The sequence below is a fragment of the Streptococcus alactolyticus genome (assembly GCF_042649785.1).
GTDB lineage: Bacteria > Bacillota > Bacilli > Lactobacillales > Streptococcaceae > Streptococcus > Streptococcus alactolyticus.
In genome coordinates, this window is the sequence record NZ_JBHRZX010000026.1 from 54,576 (window position 1) to 71,446 (window position 16,871).

17 protein-coding genes and 1 tRNA gene are annotated in these 16,871 nt (G+C 42.0%); all 18 read left to right on the forward strand.

The window, feature by feature from the left end; translation table 11 throughout:
• Window positions 1-7: 7 nt before the first annotated feature.
• Window positions 8-1,384, forward strand: coding sequence for an ABC transporter substrate-binding protein (locus tag ACFORE_RS06110; protein ID WP_293678467.1), 1,377 nt, complete (start codon window positions 8-10; stop codon window positions 1,382-1,384).
• A 99-nt stretch (window positions 1,385-1,483) separates the two neighbouring features.
• Complete coding sequence (locus tag ACFORE_RS06115; RefSeq protein ID WP_380435052.1) at window positions 1,484-2,230, forward strand: glycerophosphodiester phosphodiesterase; 747 nt, start codon at window positions 1,484-1,486, stop codon at window positions 2,228-2,230.
• A complete protein-coding gene (locus tag ACFORE_RS06120) occupies window positions 2,224-3,060 on the forward strand; it encodes an HAD-IIA family hydrolase (RefSeq protein ID WP_293678463.1) in 837 nt (278 codons plus the stop codon). Before ACFORE_RS06115 ends, ACFORE_RS06120 begins: the two co-directional genes overlap by 7 nt.
• A 99-nt stretch (window positions 3,061-3,159) precedes the next feature.
• Complete coding sequence (locus ACFORE_RS06125) at window positions 3,160-3,606, forward strand: flavodoxin (RefSeq protein WP_154454218.1); 447 nt, start codon at window positions 3,160-3,162, stop codon at window positions 3,604-3,606.
• A gap of 143 nt (window positions 3,607-3,749) precedes the next feature.
• Window positions 3,750-4,460: a TVP38/TMEM64 family protein gene (locus ACFORE_RS06130; RefSeq protein ID WP_294049966.1), complete on the forward strand. Its 711-nt coding sequence runs from the start codon at window positions 3,750-3,752 to the stop codon at window positions 4,458-4,460.
• A 21-nt stretch (window positions 4,461-4,481) separates the two neighbouring features.
• Complete coding sequence (locus tag ACFORE_RS06135) at window positions 4,482-4,748, forward strand: chorismate mutase (RefSeq protein WP_167829248.1); 267 nt, start codon at window positions 4,482-4,484, stop codon at window positions 4,746-4,748.
• Window positions 4,749-4,904: 156 nt separating this feature from the next.
• Window positions 4,905-5,252: a 50S ribosomal protein L19 gene (gene rplS / locus ACFORE_RS06140; RefSeq protein WP_154454220.1), complete on the forward strand. Its 348-nt coding sequence runs from the start codon at window positions 4,905-4,907 to the stop codon at window positions 5,250-5,252.
• 54 nt (window positions 5,253-5,306) lie between these two features.
• Window positions 5,307-5,378: transfer RNA gene (locus ACFORE_RS06145), tRNA-Arg, on the forward strand.
• Between the two features lie 193 nt (window positions 5,379-5,571).
• Window positions 5,572-6,783 carry an FtsW/RodA/SpoVE family cell cycle protein gene (locus ACFORE_RS06150; protein WP_154454221.1) on the forward strand — a complete coding sequence of 404 codons (1,212 nt, stop codon included), beginning with the start codon at window positions 5,572-5,574 and terminating at the stop codon, window positions 6,781-6,783.
• A gap of 97 nt (window positions 6,784-6,880) precedes the next feature.
• A complete protein-coding gene (locus tag ACFORE_RS06155; protein ID WP_154454222.1) occupies window positions 6,881-7,441 on the forward strand; it encodes an HAD-IA family hydrolase in 561 nt (186 codons plus the stop codon).
• Window positions 7,441-9,393: a DNA topoisomerase (ATP-hydrolyzing) subunit B gene (gyrB, locus tag ACFORE_RS06160; protein WP_154454223.1), complete on the forward strand. Its 1,953-nt coding sequence runs from the start codon at window positions 7,441-7,443 to the stop codon at window positions 9,391-9,393. Before ACFORE_RS06155 ends, gyrB begins: the two co-directional genes overlap by 1 nt.
• Before the next feature lie 103 nt (window positions 9,394-9,496).
• On the forward strand, window positions 9,497-11,221 hold the full coding sequence (ezrA, locus tag ACFORE_RS06165) for a septation ring formation regulator EzrA (RefSeq protein WP_380435053.1): 1,725 nt from the start codon (window positions 9,497-9,499) through the stop codon (window positions 11,219-11,221).
• Between the two features lie 399 nt (window positions 11,222-11,620).
• A complete protein-coding gene (gene hisC, locus ACFORE_RS06170; protein WP_154454225.1) occupies window positions 11,621-12,682 on the forward strand; it encodes a histidinol-phosphate transaminase in 1,062 nt (353 codons plus the stop codon).
• A 22-nt stretch (window positions 12,683-12,704) separates the two neighbouring features.
• On the forward strand, window positions 12,705-13,673 hold the full coding sequence (locus ACFORE_RS06175) for an ATP phosphoribosyltransferase regulatory subunit (RefSeq protein ID WP_154454226.1): 969 nt from the start codon (window positions 12,705-12,707) through the stop codon (window positions 13,671-13,673).
• Window positions 13,673-14,320, forward strand: coding sequence for an ATP phosphoribosyltransferase (gene hisG, locus ACFORE_RS06180; RefSeq protein ID WP_154454227.1), 648 nt, complete (start codon window positions 13,673-13,675; stop codon window positions 14,318-14,320). Before ACFORE_RS06175 ends, hisG begins: the two co-directional genes overlap by 1 nt.
• Window positions 14,317-15,594 (forward strand): histidinol dehydrogenase, encoded by a 1,278-nt coding sequence (gene hisD / locus ACFORE_RS06185; RefSeq protein ID WP_264879698.1) that lies wholly within the window; start codon window positions 14,317-14,319, stop codon window positions 15,592-15,594. Before hisG ends, hisD begins: the two co-directional genes overlap by 4 nt.
• Window positions 15,587-16,240 (forward strand): phosphoserine phosphatase SerB, encoded by a 654-nt coding sequence (gene serB, locus ACFORE_RS06190; RefSeq protein ID WP_154454229.1) that lies wholly within the window; start codon window positions 15,587-15,589, stop codon window positions 16,238-16,240. Before hisD ends, serB begins: the two co-directional genes overlap by 8 nt.
• Before the next feature lie 25 nt (window positions 16,241-16,265).
• Window positions 16,266-16,850, forward strand: coding sequence for an imidazoleglycerol-phosphate dehydratase HisB (hisB, locus tag ACFORE_RS06195; RefSeq protein ID WP_154454230.1), 585 nt, complete (start codon window positions 16,266-16,268; stop codon window positions 16,848-16,850).
• Window positions 16,851-16,871 lie beyond the last annotated feature (21 nt).

Consider the following 16,871-nt stretch of genomic DNA (forward strand, 5'->3'; position numbering starts at 1 on the left):
AAACCTAATGAAGAAAAAAATCATGGCAGGGCTTCTTGCTACAACAATGACGCTTGGTACTTTGACTGGTTGTGGTAGCTCATCAACCTCATCAAGCAAAACGGACAACGTTGAAGTTGAAACCGTTGAAATGGCTGCAGCTAACGAAGTTAGCGGTACAGAAATCACTTTCTGGCATTCTATGGGTGGCTCTGTTGCCAAAGCAATGGACGAATTGGTGGACCGTTTTAACGAAGAAAACGAATACGGCATCACGGTTAACGCTCAATACCAAGGGGAATACGATGATTCTCTAAACAAATTGAAGAGTGCGCAAATCGGAAACATGGGAGCAGACCTTGTCCAAGTTTATGAAATTGGAACACGTTTCATGATTGAATCTGGTTGGACTGTTCCAATGCAAAACATGGTTGACGCTGATAACTACGACCTTTCTCAAATCGAGCCAAACTTGTCAGCTTACTACACTATTGATGACCAATTGTACTCAATGCCATTTAACTCATCAACACCAATCATGTACTACAACAAGGACATCTTTGACAAAGCTGGCATAACAGAAATTCCAGATAGCTTGGAAGAGCTTAGCGAAGTTGGTGGTCAATTGATGGAAAAAGGTGGCGCTGACCAAGTTATCTCTCTTGGTATTTATGGTTGGTTCTTCGAGCAATTCATCAGCAAACAAGGCCTTGATTACGCAAATAACGGCAACGGTCGTGAAGACATTGCCATAGCAGTTGCCTTTGACGAAAATGGAGCTGCTGAAAACATCCTTTCAATCTGGAAAGAATTGAACGACAAAGGTTATGCACCAAACGTTGGTCGTGGTGGCGATGCTGGTCTTGCTGACTTCTCATCAGGTAAATCAGCTATCACTCTTGGTTCAACAGCATCACTTAACCAAATCCTTCAAGACGTTAACGGTAAATTTGAAGTAGGAACAGCTTACTTCCCTAAAATCAGCTCATCTGACGAAGGTGGCGTATCAATCGGTGGTGCATCACTTTGGGCTTTGAACAACAACGATCCGAAAAAACTTCGTGCAACTTGGGAATTTGTTAAATTCTTGATCTCACCAGAATCACAAGCTTTCTGGAACGCTTCAACTGGTTACTTCCCTGTAACAGTAGCTGCCCACGAAGAGCAAGTCTTCAAAGACAACATTGCCAAATACCCACAATTTGAAACTGCGATTGAGCAATTGCACGCTTCTTCACCTGAATATGCTGGTGCATTGCTAAGTGTATTCCCTGAAGCACGTTCTATTGTTGAAACAGAAATTGAAAAAACCATCAATGGTGAACAAAGTGTTGATGAAGCTGTTGAAAGCATGTCATCTTCAATCAACGACGCTATTGAAGAGTATAACCTTGTAAATGAATAATAGAGTGCTACAATAGAGTTATGAAGCAGGGCGGATGAGGTATTATCCCCCTGTTTCGTTTTTTATGAGCATTATTAAAGAATTGTTGGGAGTGAGAAAATGAAAACCGTTAGTATTTTTGCCCATAGAGGAGCCAGTCATCAGGCCCCTGAAAACACCCTTGAAGCCTTTCAAAAAGCCGTTGACCAAGGAGTTGATGGTATTGAATTAGACGTTCAAATGACCAAAGACCAAGTGCTTGTGGTTGCCCACGATGAGCAGTTGGAGCGTGTCAGCAATGGAAAAGGTTACCTAAGAGACCATACTTTACAAGAATTGCGCGCCTTGGATTTTTCATGTGGACACGATGAATACAGTCAGGTAAAGATTCCGACCTTGGCTGAAGTTTTGGAATTGGTCAAAGATAGCGACATTGTCCTTAATATTGAACTAAAGACGAGTTTGTTTTGGTACCCAGGTATCGAGGATGCCACGGTTCAATTGGTGCAAGAAAAAAGCATGGAAGACCGTGTGATTTATTCATCGTTTAACCATTATAGCATCCAAAAAATCAAGACCCTTGCCCCGCAAGCCCAGACGGCCTATCTCTTTTTTGATGTCATTGTTGATGCAGAACATTACACGCTTAATGCTGGTTTGCCAGCCATTCATCCTTGTTTTTGCCAATTGCTCATGCCTGAGATTTTAGAGCGTTATAAGAATTCAGATGTGAAAGTGCGTGTCTGGACAGTGGATGAGCCACAGTTAATCAAGCAATTCATGGCAGCAGGAGTGGATGCCATCATTACCAATGAGCCAGAGTTAGCCTTGAAAATACGTCGTGAAATGGAGGAAAACAAATGTTAGGCAAGAAGAAATTATTCTTATTTGATATTGACGGTACGGTTTGTTTGGGTGACAAATTGATACCAGGGGTTAAACCTTTTTTACAAGACATCAAGCAAAGTGGTGGTCAATTTATTTTTGTTACCAATAACGCCACAAAAAGCGTTGCTGATTATGTGACCTTTTTCAAAGGACTGGGTGTGGCTTGTGATGAGGCCAATTTTATCACGGCTTCGTACGTGACGGTGTACTATTTAAAAACGCACTATCCTGACCAATTGATTTATGTTTTGGGAACAGATTCTTTACAAGAAGAACTCAAATGCAACGGTATTCGTGTGACAACGGATTGCCATGAGGAAGGCATTGCTTGCGTCCTTGTGTCTTATGATAATCAACTCACTTACGACAAATTAGTGGATGTTTGCTGGTTATTGACCAAGGCAGATGTGGATTATGTGGCAACTAATCCTGACATGGTCTGCCCTGTGGAATTTGGCTATGTACCAGATTGTGGAGGTATTTGTGAAATGATAGCCCATGCGGTCAAAAAAGAGCCTTACTATATCGGTAAACCTGAAACGGCTATGGTGGATTTTGCCTTAAAACAAAACCCTTACACCAAGGAAGAAACCATGTTGGTTGGTGATCGTTTGTACACCGATATTCGTTGTGGGAAAAAAGCAGGCGTGGATACGGTCTTGGTTTTGACAGGTGAAACCACTAATGCAGATGTTTCTGCGAGTGTCGAAAAACCCAATTACGTGGAAAATTCAGTAGCAACCTTGTACAAGAAATGGAGGAAAGACAGACAATACCTTCATCACAATGAAGAAAGTGAGGTTGGTTAAGACCAAATCCGCACCTAGCTTCCTAAAAAATACGGTTTTTGTTAGCCTTTTTTCAATAAAATATGCTACAATAAAAGTAATTTATGTTTGGAGGAAACTATGGCTTTAGTAAAAATTGTCTATGCTAGCATGACAGGAAATACAGAAGAAATTGCTGATATTGTTGGAAATGCCTTTGAGTCACTAGGACATACCGTTGAAGTGGACGAATGCACAACTGTTGACGCAGCTGATTTTGAAGATGCCGATGTGGCTATCGTGGCATCATATACTTATGGTGATGGGGATCTACCAGATGAAATCGTTGATTTCTACGAAGACCTTGCTGATGTTGATTTGGCAGATAAAGTCTTTGGTGTGGTTGGTTCTGGTGATACCTTCTACGATTATTTCTGTAAAGCCGTTGATGATTTTGAAGCTCAGTTTGCTCTAACAGGAGCAACTAAAGGAGCTGAGTCTGTGAAGGTGGACTTGTCAGCTGATGATGAGGACATCCAAAAATTAGAGGCATTTGCGCAAGCTATTTCCCAAAAAGTCAATGGATAATAGATGAAAAGGGGTCTTCAGAAGACCTCTTTTTTACTGACGGTGTCAGGATTCCCTTTTCATTCGATAAGGACTTATAGTATAATAAAAAGACAATAGTAAGCAATCTTATTGGGAAAGACTAATGATTTAAGGGTGAAACGATGAAAAAAGTGAAGTATGGCTATGATGAACTCCGCCGCTTCTTGGTGTTGTTTGGTGTGGTTCTAGTTCTAGGTTATTTTATTCTTTATGTGATTGGGCACTGGGAATTGCTGGTGCGTTTTTGGGAATCCAATTCGCAAGCTGAAATCAATCGAGTGATTTCCCAGCTTCGTCATAAGACTATTTTGAATTTTGTGGTCTTGGTTATTCTGACGGCTGTGACGGCGGCTATTCCATTTATGTCTAATGCCGTTTTTGCCATTTTTAATGGGGTGGTTTATGGTCCTTATATCGGCTTTGGCATGAATTTGATAGGAAATGTCTTGGGGAATTTTATCTTTATCAAGTTGCTCAATGTCGTGGATATCACCGATAGTGAAAACAAATTGAAAAAGCGTTTTAGTGGCATTCAAGCGCTAGAAAACAAGAATTATGGGATTATTTTAGGCTACATGATTCCTGTTGTACCAACGATTTTGATCAATTATCATGTAGCAGAAGAAAAGCTTCCTTGGCGCAAATGGCTGCCCTATGTTACCATTGGGGTGGCTCCGAGTAGTCTAATTTATGCCTTGGGTGGTGACGCTGTGATTGCTGGTAATGTCAGACGTTTGATTGTGCTTGGTGTGATTATCGCTCTTGGTTATGTCTTAGTAACCGTGATTAGACGCCGAAATAACAACAAAATGCAAAAGGAAAGTGCAGCTTAAAGAATGGTAAGAAAAACAATGATAGATTTAGATGTGACGCGCCAAAAAATTGATGCCATAGATGCAGACTTGGTGGCGCTTTTGGAAGAACGTATGCAACTAGTCAATGATGTCGTCGCTTACAAAAAAACGGTTGGCAAGCCAATCTTAGACACAAGCCGTGAACACGCCGTCCTTCAAAAAGTAGCCGATAGGGTTCAAGAAAAAGCATTTGAGGATACGATTGTTAATACTTTTTCAGATATCATGAAACGTTCCCGCGACTACCAAGCCACACAAATAGACTAGACTATTTTGCTAAAAAAACTCTCGCGAAAATGGTTTCTATCTCTTTACACAACTTACCTTTTTTGCTAAAATAGTAAGAGTGTGTGATGGACACACGAAATACGGCTAATCCGCTGGGACAAGCACTTATGATTAGTAAGATAGGAGAAAAATAGAATGAATCCATTAATTCAAAGTTTGACTGAAAGTCAATTACGTACTGACATCCCTACATTCCACCCTGGTGATACTGTTCGTGTTCACGCGAAAGTTGTCGAAGGAAACCGCGAACGTGTCCAAGTCTTCGAAGGTGTGGTTATTTCTCGTAAAGGTCAAGGGATCTCAGAAATGTACACAGTTCGTAAAATGTCAAGTGGTATCGGGGTAGAACGTACTTTCCCAGTTCATACACCACGTGTTGAAAAAATCGAAGTTGTTCGTCATGGTAAAGTGCGTCGTGCTAAACTTTACTACTTGCGTGCATTGCAAGGTAAAGCAGCTCGTATTAAAGAAATCCGTCGTTAATGAGCACTGCTATGTAACGAGAAAAATCTGTCCTCGGGACAGATTTTTTCATAACTCCCCTTAGTTCAATGGATATAACAACTCCCTCCTAAGGAGTAGTTGCTGGTTCGATTCCGGCAGGGGAGATCCACGTTTCTAAGGTAGCTGGTCATTTGGACGAAGACAGGTGACGAATTGGCATAAGAAAGGCGTTTTTCACATATACGCCTTTTAAAGTTCTTCTGAGTTCAGCTATTTTTAGACAAGATGTTTTATAATAGAGACAAGTATTTTACCTAAAATACCTATCTCTATTGTGATGAAAAATGAAGGAAGTATCATGGCAAAAAGAAAGTATTCAATTGAAAGTCGTGTTGATTATTCGGTGATTTTACCCGTTTTTTTCCTGTTGTTGATTGGTTTGGTAGCCATTTACATTGCCACCTCAAATGACAGTCCCACTGCGGTGATGAAGGTCATGACGCAACAAGTGGTCTGGATACTTTTGGGTTGCGGTATTGCCTTTGTTGTCATGCTCTTTAGCACGGAATTTCTATGGAAAATCACGCCTTATCTATATGGTTTGGGTTTGGTTTTGATGGTTTTGCCCTTGATCTTTTACAGTCCAGCCTTGGTTGAATCCACAGGGGCTAAAAACTGGGTAACTATTGGATCGGTGACCTTATTTCAGCCGTCCGAATTTATGAAAGTGTCCTATATTTTGATGCTGTCGCGGTATTCCATTTGGTTCCGACAAAAATACAAGGAAGATTCCTTAGCAAATGACTGGAAATTATTGGGTGTCTTTGCCTTGATTACCTTGCCCGTCATGATTTTACTTGGATTGCAAAAAGACTTAGGAACAGCCATGGTTTTTGCGGCTATTCTATCTGGTTTAGTGCTTTTATCAGGGATTTCTTGGTGGATTATCGCTCCTGTTTTGATCTTAGTGGTCCTATTGATTGGTGGTTTCTTGATGATCTTCCTGTTGCCGCACGGCAAAGATTTGTTGCATAGTTTGGGGATGGATACTTACCAAATTAACCGTATTTCTGCTTGGTTGGACCCATTCTCTTACGCGAGAACCATCGCCTATCAACAAACACAAGGAATGATTTCGATTGGTAGTGGTGGATTTGCCGGAAAAGGCTTTAACGTCATTGATTTATCGGTGCCTGTTCGTGAAAGTGATATGATTTTTACGGTTATTGCAGAGGACTTTGGTTTTCTTGGTAGTGTGGCTGTGCTTGGGCTTTACCTCTTATTGATTTACCGTATGATTCACGTTATTTTTGAGTCAAATAACCGTTTTTACACTTACATTGCGACTGGTTTTATCATGATGATTTTGTTCCACATTTTTGAAAATATCGGTGCTGCGCTGGGCATTTTGCCTTTGACAGGGATTCCATTGCCTTTTATCTCTCAAGGGGGGTCATCGCTCATCACCAATCTAATCTGTGTGGGCTTGATTTTGTCGATGAGTTACCAAAATAACCTGCACCGAGAAGAAGAAATGAGAAAACATTTTAGACGCAGTGATCGCTATTAAAAAAGTTGGGGAAACCCAGCTTTTTTTATGAAAACATTCCTTGAAAACGACATGGATTCTACTATAAAAATTGTCTAAAATGTGATATAATAAACACATGAATTATCGTGATTATATATGGGATTTGGGAGGTACGTTGCTCGATAATTATGAAATATCGACACAAGCTTTCGTAGATACCCTCAAAACATTTGGAAAACAAGCCTCACACGACGAGGTGCACAGTAAATTAAAGGAGTCAACGGACGCTGCTATTGCCCGATTTATCCCTGATCAACCTCAGTTTTTAAAGGCATACAAGGAAAAAGAGGCTGAACTGTTGGAGTCGCCTATTTTATTTCCTGGAGCGCGTGAGGTCTTGCAGGCTATTGTGGCTGATGGCGGGCGAAATTTCTTGGTGTCTCACCGCAACAAGTTAGTGCTGGACATTTTGAAAAAGACCCAGCTCTTGCCCTATTTCACAGAAGTGGTGACCTCAGAAAGTGGTTTTGCCCGTAAGCCTAATCCAGAGTCCATGTTGTACCTCAAGAAAAAGTATGATATCAAGGACGCTTTGGTTATTGGTGATCGTGATATTGATAGGCAAGCTGGTCAGGCGGCAGGCTTTGATACGTTATTAGTTGATGGGACCAAGTCCCTAATGGAGATAGTGAAATAATGACGGAAGAAACGAAAAATTTATCAGAATTAGCAAAGGAATATGATGCGAGCCAAATCCAAGTTTTAGAAGGCTTGGAAGCTGTTCGTATGCGACCGGGGATGTACATTGGTTCGACCTCAAAAGAAGGTCTGCATCACTTGGTTTGGGAGATTGTTGACAATTCGATTGACGAAGCTCTAGCAGGCTTTGCCACGCACATCGAAGTCTTTATCGAAAAAGACAATTCCATCACTGTTGTGGATGACGGTCGTGGGATTCCTGTTGACATTCAAGAAAAAACAGGACGTCCAGCCGTTGAAACCGTCTTTACGGTCTTACACGCCGGTGGTAAATTTGGCGGCGGAGGCTATAAGGTTTCAGGTGGTTTGCACGGGGTTGGTTCATCTGTTGTTAATGCTTTATCAACGCAGCTAGATGTTTCTGTCTATCGTGATGGGCATATCTATTACCAAGAGTATTTCAAAGGGCAGGTTCAGGACGATTTGAAGGTTGTCGGCGAAACGGATCGCCACGGAACAACCGTTCATTTCACACCAGACCCTAAGATCTTTACAGAAACGACGACTTTTGATTTTGACAAATTATCCAAACGTATCCAAGAGTTGGCTTTCTTAAACAAAGGCTTGCGGATTTCCATCACCGATCGACGCGAAGAGCTAGAGCAGGAAAAACATTTCCATTACGAAGGTGGTATTTCAAGTTATGTTGCCTTTATCAATGAAAATAAAGACGTGATTTTCCCAACACCGATCTACACTTCAGGTGAAATGGATGGTATTTCGGTTGAAGTGGCCATGCAATACACAACTGGTTACCACGAAACGGTCATGAGCTTTGCCAATAATATTCATACCCATGAGGGTGGAACTCACGAACAAGGTTTCCGAACAGCTTTGACGCGTGTGATTAATGATTACGCTCGCCAAAACAAGCTCATTAAGGAAAAAGAGGACAATTTGACAGGTGAAGATGTCCGTGAAGGCTTGACTGCCGTGATTTCGGTCAAACACCCAAACCCACAATTTGAAGGGCAAACCAAAACTAAGCTGGGCAATTCAGAAGTGGTGAAAATCACCAACCGTTTGTTCAGCGAAGCTTTTGGACGTTTCTTGTTAGAAAATCCTCAGATTGCCAAGAAAATCGTTGAAAAAGGGATTTTGGCTTCCAAAGCTCGCATTGCAGCAAAACGAGCTCGTGAAGTGACCCGTAAGAAATCAGGGCTTGAAATCTCAAACCTTCCTGGCAAATTGGCAGATTGCTCGTCAAACGACCCATCAATGAATGAATTGTTTATCGTTGAGGGGGATTCAGCCGGTGGTTCTGCCAAATCAGGCCGTAACCGTGAACACCAAGCCATTTTGCCAATTCGTGGTAAAATTTTGAATGTGGAAAAAGCCAGCATGGATAAAATTTTAGCCAACGAAGAAATTCGCAGCTTGTTTACAGCTATGGGAACTGGTTTTGGGGCTGATTTTGATGTGTCAAAAGCTCGTTATCACAAATTGGTTATCATGACCGATGCCGATGTTGACGGTGCCCACATTCGTACCTTGCTTTTGACCTTGATTTACCGCTTTATGCGTCCTATTTTGGAGGCTGGCTATGTCTATATTGCTCAACCACCAATTTATGGGGTCAAAGTGGGAAGTGAAATTAAAGAATACATCCAGCCTGGTGCCAATCAGGAAGCCGAATTGCAAGCAGCGATGGAGCGTTATAAAGAAGGACGCTCTAAACCAACGGTTCAGCGTTACAAAGGGTTAGGAGAGATGGACGATCATCAGCTTTGGGAAACAACAATGGATCCAGAAAACCGATTGATGGCAAGGGTTTCTGTTGATGATGCCGCTGAAGCAGATAAAATTTTCGATATGCTGATGGGAGATCGAGTGGAACCTCGTCGAGTTTTCATTGAAGAAAATGCGGTCTATAGCACGCTTGATTTTTAATGAGAAAGACGAGTAAAAAATGCTGCATACTCTCTTTAAGTATGTTATAATCGTAATGTTATAGATATTTTACGATAAAAAGACAATTTATAAGGAGTTTTAAATGTCGAGCGGAATTATATTACTGCTTGTGGCAATTGTTTTAATCATCATCATTGCTTACTTAGTCGGTGTGGTTGTGCGCAAGCGAAATGATTCATTGATTGCAACTTTAGAAGAAAAGAAGCAGTCCTTATTTGGTTTACCGGTCAACGATGAAATTGAAGCTGTTAAGAGCCTTCATTTGATTGGTCAAAGTCAGACAACTTTTCGTGAATGGAATCAAAAATGGGTAGATCTTTCTCTCAATTCTTTTTCTGATATTGAAAATCATATCTTTGAAGCTGAAAATCTTAACAACAGCTTTAAATTCATCAAAGCCAAACATGAGATTGACAACGTTGAAAGCCAATTGAACGTCATCGAAGAAGACATCAATGCCATTCGTGAGGCTCTCTCAGTCTTGAAAGAACAAGAAGAGAAAAACAGTGCTCGTGTCAAACACGCTTTGGATTTATACGAAACCCTTCAAGCTTCTATCTCGGAAAAAGAGGACAATTTTGGTTCTACGATGCCTGAGATTGACAAGCAATTGAAAAATATCGAAACTGAGTTTTCTCAATTTGTCACATTGAACTCAACAGGGGATCCCGTTGAGGCTTCTGAAGTTTTGGATCGTGCTGAAGAGCATACCATTGCACTTGGTCAAATTTCAGAACAAATCCCAGCAATTGTTGCGAAACTAGAAGATGATTTTCCTGATCAAATGGATGACTTGGAACAAGGTTATCGCCGTTTGCTAGAGCAAAATTACCACTTTGCTGAAAAAGATATCGAAACCCGTTTCCAAGAAATCCGCGATGCCATTCGTGCCAACTCTTCAGAGTTAGTCACACTTGATTTGGACCGTGCTCGTAATGAAAATGAACGTATTCAAAGCAAGATCGACACCATGTATGAGTTGTTTGAACGCGAAATTGCAGCGCATAAATTGGCTTTGAAAGACAGCAAGATTATTCCAGATTATTTGGCACACGCAAAAGCCAACAACGACAAGTTGGAAAATGAAATCAAACGCCTATCCCATAAATATATTTTAGGGGATAGCGACAGTTTGAGTCTTCGTTCATTTGCTCAAAAATTAGAAGAAATTGATCTTGAAGTGATGCCAATTGTTGAAGCCTTTGGTACACAAGAACGTCCATTTACTGAGTTGCAATTGATTTTTGACAAGACTTTGAAAACCCTTGACTCTGTTGAAGAAGGTCAAATGGAAGTCTTTGAACAAGTCAAAAACATTGAAGAAATCGAAACAGTGGCTCGTCAAAAACTGGAAAAATACATCAATCGTTTGCACATGATCAAACGTTATATGGAAAAACGCAATTTGCCAGGTATTCCACAAGATTTCTTGAGTACTTTCTTCACGACAAGTTCTCAATTAGAAGCCTTGATTAGTGAATTGAGTCGTGGACGTATTGACATTGATGCTGTGGCTCGTCTGACAGATGTTGCAACAGCTGCCATTGCCAATCTTGAAGAAGCAACTTACCAAGTCGTGCAAAATGCAACATTGACTGAGCAACTCTTACAATATTCAAACCGTTACCGTAGCTTTGAACCAAGCGTTCAAAATAGTTTCGAACACGCGTTGAAATTGTTTGAAGTGGATAATGATTACCAAGCGTCATTTGATGAAATTTCATATGCTCTTGAAACTGTTGAACCAGGTGTTACAGACCGCTTCGTTTCATCATATGAAAAAACACGTGAACAAATTCGTTTTTAATCAGCTAAGAAGGCCATATGGTCTTCTTCTTTTTTTGTCTAAAATTGTATAAATATAAAAAATCTTATTTTAAGCTTGCTATTTTTAGAATTTTCTTGTAAAATATTTTTAAATCATAGTAAAGCGATGATAGAAAAAGCCCAAGACAACAGACAGAGAGTGCTCAGTGGTGAGAAGAGTGTGCAATCCTTGGGTGACACATTCTTGAGCGCGTGTGCGAACTCAGCAGATAGTAGTGCACGACGGGCGGATTCACGTTACGAATCAGAAGTCACGTACTTCATGAGAACAGTTGAGGCGACTGGCTGTTGAATCAAAGGTGGAACCACGTTTTGAACGTCCTTGCAATTTTTTTGCGAGGGCGTTTTTTTGAACATCAAAAAGAGAAAGGGTATGTTTATGGCAAAGATTAAAGGATTACGGGCGATTGAGCCTTATGTTGCTGGCAGTCAGCCAAGCGGCGAGCACATTATCAAATTGAATACCAATGAAAATGCTTATGGACCAAGTCCAAAGGTGGCGGATGCTTTTTCTCATTTTGATGCCCATCGCTTGCGCAAGTATTCCACTTTGAACCAAGAAGCCTTGCGGGTGGCACTAGCCAAGCAACATGGTCTTGACCCTAGTCAAATTATTATTGGCAATGGGTCGGATGACATTTTGTCTATGGCTTTTCTTGCTTTTTTTAACAGTGGACAACCTGTTTTGTTTCCAGATTTGACTTATGGGTTTTATAAGGTTTGGGCGGACTTGTACCACATTCCTTTTATCGAAGTGCCGCTCAATCAAGCTTTTGAAATAGATGTGGAAGATTATATGAGGGATTGTGGGGGCATTGTTTTGGCAAATCCCAATGCGCCGACAGGCATTTACAAGTCCCTTGATGATTTGGAAAAACTTATCAAAGCTCATCCTGATGTGGTGGTTATCGTTGATGAGGCTTATATCAATTTTGGAGGGAAAACGGCTCTGCCTTTGCTGAAGAAATACGATAATCTATTTATCACACGAACCTTTTCCAAGGATGCTTCACTGGCGGGCTTGCGCGTTGGTTACGGTATCGGAAATCCCAACTTGATGGCGGTCATCAATGCAGTGAAAAATGCCATCAATCCTTACAACGTTGATTTGATTGCGGAAGAATTGGCAGTCGCGGCAGTGGAATCTTGGGACTATTACGAAGGTACTTGCCAAAAAATCATAGCGACACGGCACTGGTTTAGTGAGGCGCTTTCTCAGCTAGGTTTTACTGTTTTGGAGTCGCAAACCAATTTTGTATTGGCAGAATGCCCAAATCACGAAGCACCAGCCTTATTTGATTACCTGCAAGCCCATCAGATTCATGTGCGGTATTTTCCAAAAGTTAAACGCCTTCAAAATCATCTGCGGATTTCTATTGGAAATCAGGCGGAGATGGGGCAGGTTATTGTAGTGATTAAGGCTTTTCAAGAGGCATCATAAGATGCAAGCAGGAGTTGAGCGTATGAAAAAGACAACATTACCCGTCGGCATGCACGATAAATTATTCAAGCGTGCGCGTGTGACTTATACCATTGAGCGTGATATTAGTGATTTTTTGATGAGCCAAGGCTTTCATCGCATCGAAACCCCAACTTTAGAGCATTTTGAAGTGTTTAATGACAGTGTGACGAGCAATCATTACCATTTTTTTGATAAAAGCGGAGAATTGCTGACGCTACGTCCTGACATTACGAGTCAGATTGGGCGTGTTATCGCCTCAACACAGGTGGAAACGCCTATTAAATTTTCTTATTCAGGAAAGGTGTTTAAGTACAATGAGGAAATGCGTGGCTTGACCAATGAGCACACCCAAGCTGGGATTGAAATTGTGGGCTACCCTGCCAAGGAAGCGGTTTGTGAAGCTATTGTTTCAGCCAAAAAAGCTCTGGATATTGCAGGCATTCCATCTTACCAATTTGAATTGTCCCATGCAGCGATTTTGCAGACGATTTTTGAAACCTTGGCTTTGCCACAAGATGCTGGGGAAGCATTGGCACAAGCCATTCGGGACAAAAATATAACCCAGCTAAACACTTTTACCAAGCGCTACCCAAGCGAATTGGACGCTTTCTTGAAAGCTCTACCTTTCTTGTTCGGGGAAAGCTATCAGGTCTTGGATAAAGCACGATACTTGGTGGAAAATGAAAGGATTTTAGCAGCCTTGACTGACTTGGAAATGCTTCTAGAGCAAGTGTCAGATGTCTTGACAGAAAGCTATATTGATTTGGCCCAAATGCCTACCATGCCTTATTACACAGGGGTGATGTTCAAGGTATTTGGGAATAAAGTGCCAGATGCTTTTGCGTCAGGTGGGCGTTACGATAAATTGTTTGAACGATTTGGTGCTACAAAATTGACCGCAGTTGGGTGGGCAGTAGATATTGATGCCATTTACCAAGCGGTGCATGACCATTTAGAAGGAGGTGCTTAATGACTCATAAAATAACCATCGCTCTAACCAAAGGGCGTATTGAAAAAGATACGGTGAAACTCTTAGAAAAAGTTGGTTTTGATATGTCTTTTATGGACAATAAAGGGCGAAATTTGATTTTTGAAAGTCCTGACAAAACCTTGCGATTTTTACTGGTCAAGGCGCCTGATGTGACCACTTATGTGCGGCATGGGGTGGCTGACCTTGGGGTAGTTGGCAAGGACGTGCTGATTGAACACCCGACTGGCTATTTAGAAATGCTGGATTTGAATTTTGGATTGTGTAAGTTTTCCGTGGCTTCGACCCAAAATTATAATCCCTACGACCACAAGCGTAAGCGCATTGCCACAAAATACCCAACGATTGCGACGGATTATTTTAACAGCAAGGGGGAGGATGTAGAGATTATTTCCATTCAAGGAAGTGTTGAGATTGCCCCCGTGATTGGTTTGGCGGATGCTATTGTTGATATCGTAGAAACGGGAAACACACTGGCTGCAAATGGTTTGACTGTTTATGAGGATATTTGCCGTATCTCGGCGCGCTTGATTGTCAATAAAGCAGCATTGAAAAACAACCCAGAAATTATGCCTTTTATTCAAAAACTGGAAACGATTGTTGGAAATGAGGAGGTAGCTTTTATATGAAACGCTTAACAGGAACGACCAAAGAGATTTCAGAACTCTTGTACCAAGAACAACTGGAATTGAGCAAGGACAACCGTGACGTGGACGACGTGGTTCGTCAGATTTTGGAAGATGTCAAGAAAAATGGCGACCAAGCCCTAAGAAAGTATTCTGAAACCTTTGACAAGATTAGCCTTGATGATTTTGAGGTGGGATCCGATTTAATTGACCAAGCTTTTGCGACCATTGATGCAGATGTCTTAGAAGCCCTCAAACGCGCCAAAGCCAATATTGAAAGCTATCACAAGCAACAATTGGAAACAGGGTTTGAGGACGCTCCTAGTGATGGTGTCATTCGTGGGCAACTGGTTCGTCCCATTGAACGTGTGGGAGTTTACGTTCCAGGTGGGACGGCAGCCTATCCTTCATCTGTCTTGATGAATGTGATTCCAGCTAAAATTGCAGGCGTAAGGGAAATTATCATGATTACCCCACCGCAAGAGCACTTTGAACCAGCTATTTTGGTGGCGGCATCATTGGCTGGCGTTGACAAAATATATCAAGTTGGTGGGGCGCAAGGTATCGCAGCCTTGGCTTATGGGACAGAAAGCATTCCGCGAGTGGATAAGATTACGGGTCCTGGCAATATCTTTGTTGCAACGGCTAAGAAAATGGTGTACGGCATTGTTGGGATTGATATGATTGCAGGTCCGTCAGAAATCGGCGTCATAGCAGATCACACGGCCAATCCCAAATACGTAGCAGCTGATCTGCTTTCTCAGGCCGAACACGACGTGCGAGCACGTGCCATTTTGGTGACCAATTCTAAAGAGTTGGCAGATGCGGTTGAACTAGAAATTGAAGAGCAGCTCAAACGCTTGCCACGCGAGGAGATTGCGCGTGCCTCTATCGAAAACAACGGACGAATTATCTTGGCAGAATCGGCTCCAGCCATGTTTTCCTTGATGAATCAAGTGGCTCCAGAACACTTGGAAATTGCCATGGATAATGCCTATGATTACCTTGATGCGGTTGAAAATGCGGGTTCTGTTTTCCTTGGGCATTTCACAAGTGAACCGATTGGGGATTATTATGCTGGTGCCAACCACGTTTTGCCGACAACCCGCACCAGCCGATTTTCATCAGCTCTTGGGGTGCATGATTTCATCAAACGCATCCAGTACATGCAGTATTCAAAAGCAGCCGTGCAAGCAGCAAGTCAAGACATCACACGTCTAGCTTATGCCGAAGGCCTGCAAGCTCACGCCAAAGCAATCGAGGTGCGCCATGACTAAAGTAAAGGGATTATTGGTAATGGATGTGGATTCAACCCTCATTCAAGAAGAAGGTATTGATTTATTGGGTGAAGAAGCTGGTGTCGGGGAAAAAATTGCGGATATCACAGCGCGTGCTATGAATGGCGAATTGGATTTCAAACAGGCCTTGGATGAACGTGTTAGCTTGTTAAAGGGCCTGCCAGAAAGCATTTTTGAGCAGGTACTCGAGCGCATGCATTTTACTAAAGGTGCTGAAAAATTAGTGGCAGAATTGCACCGCCGTGGCTACAAAGTCGGTGTGGTATCAGGTGGCTTTCACGAAACGGTGGATGTGTTAGCCAAACGCCTAGGGCTGGATTATGTCAAGGCTAACCGCTTGGAAGTGGCAGAAGGTGTCTTGACAGGTAGAGTGCTTGGCGAAGTGGTTACCAAAGAGGTTAAAAAGGCCAAATTACAGGAGTGGGCAGCTGAAAATGGTTTGGAACTCAGCCAAACCATTGCTATGGGTGATGGTGCTAATGACTTGCCTATGATAAAAACGGCGGGTATGGGTATTGCCTTTTGTGCCAAGCCTATTGTGCGACAAGAAGCACTTTATCAGATCAATGAACCTGATTTGTATCACCTTATTGACCTCCTAGACCAGAAGGAATCAAGGGTGTGACTCCCATTTTGGAAAGGGAAATTTTATGAGAACAGCAAGTATCGAACGCAATACATTTGAAACCAAGATTCAATTGAGTCTTAATTTAGACGCTCAAGAACCTGTGAGTATTGACACTGGGGTGGGCTTTTTTGACCATATGTTGACCCTTATGGCCAGACACGGCCGCTTTTCCTTGGTGGTTAAAGCAGACGGTGATTTGCACGTTGACAGCCACCACACGGTTGAAGATGTGGGCATTGTGCTTGGTCAAGCCTTGAAAGAAGCTTTGGGGGATAAGGCTGGTATCAATCGCTACGGCACGTCTTTTGTGCCCATGGATGAAACGTTGGGCCTGGCAAGTCTTGATTTGTCAGGACGTAGTTATTTGGTGTTTGATTGCACATTTGATAATCCCAAGTTGGGTAATTTCGATACCGAGTTGGTGGAGGAATTTTTCCAAGCCTTGGCTTTCAATGTGCAGATGAATTTGCATTTGAAGATTTTGCATGGTAAAAACAATCACCACAAATCAGAAAGCTTGTTTAAAGCAACTGGGCGGGCGTTACGCGAAGCCATTACCATCAATCCTGAAATCCAAGGGGTTAATTCTACAAAAGGCTTGCTCTAAAACAAGAGAAAGGAAATTAGC

Excerpts from the sequence above, each read along its gene's own strand:
- ACFORE_RS06110 (WP_293678467.1), top strand. The coding sequence starts at position 8 with ATGAAGAAAAAAATCATGGCAGGGCTTCTTGCTACAACAATGACGCTT.
- ACFORE_RS06115 (WP_380435052.1), top strand. The coding sequence starts at position 1,484 with ATGAAAACCGTTAGTATTTTTGCCCATAGAGGAGCCAGTCATCAGGCC.
- ACFORE_RS06120 (WP_293678463.1), top strand. The coding sequence starts at position 2,224 with ATGTTAGGCAAGAAGAAATTATTCTTATTTGATATTGACGGTACGGTT.
- ACFORE_RS06125 (WP_154454218.1), top strand. The coding sequence starts at position 3,160 with ATGGCTTTAGTAAAAATTGTCTATGCTAGCATGACAGGAAATACAGAA.
- ACFORE_RS06130 (WP_294049966.1), top strand. The coding sequence starts at position 3,750 with ATGAAAAAAGTGAAGTATGGCTATGATGAACTCCGCCGCTTCTTGGTG.
- rplS (WP_154454220.1), top strand. The coding sequence starts at position 4,905 with ATGAATCCATTAATTCAAAGTTTGACTGAAAGTCAATTACGTACTGAC.
- ACFORE_RS06150 (WP_154454221.1), top strand. The coding sequence starts at position 5,572 with ATGGCAAAAAGAAAGTATTCAATTGAAAGTCGTGTTGATTATTCGGTG.
- ACFORE_RS06155 (WP_154454222.1), top strand. The coding sequence starts at position 6,881 with ATGAATTATCGTGATTATATATGGGATTTGGGAGGTACGTTGCTCGAT.
- gyrB (WP_154454223.1), top strand. The coding sequence starts at position 7,441 with ATGACGGAAGAAACGAAAAATTTATCAGAATTAGCAAAGGAATATGAT.
- ezrA (WP_380435053.1), top strand. The coding sequence starts at position 9,497 with ATGTCGAGCGGAATTATATTACTGCTTGTGGCAATTGTTTTAATCATC.
- hisC (WP_154454225.1), top strand. The coding sequence starts at position 11,621 with ATGGCAAAGATTAAAGGATTACGGGCGATTGAGCCTTATGTTGCTGGC.
- ACFORE_RS06175 (WP_154454226.1), top strand. The coding sequence starts at position 12,705 with ATGAAAAAGACAACATTACCCGTCGGCATGCACGATAAATTATTCAAG.
- hisG (WP_154454227.1), top strand. The coding sequence starts at position 13,673 with ATGACTCATAAAATAACCATCGCTCTAACCAAAGGGCGTATTGAAAAA.
- hisD (WP_264879698.1), top strand. The coding sequence starts at position 14,317 with ATGAAACGCTTAACAGGAACGACCAAAGAGATTTCAGAACTCTTGTAC.
- serB (WP_154454229.1), top strand. The coding sequence starts at position 15,587 with ATGACTAAAGTAAAGGGATTATTGGTAATGGATGTGGATTCAACCCTC.
- hisB (WP_154454230.1), top strand. The coding sequence starts at position 16,266 with ATGAGAACAGCAAGTATCGAACGCAATACATTTGAAACCAAGATTCAA.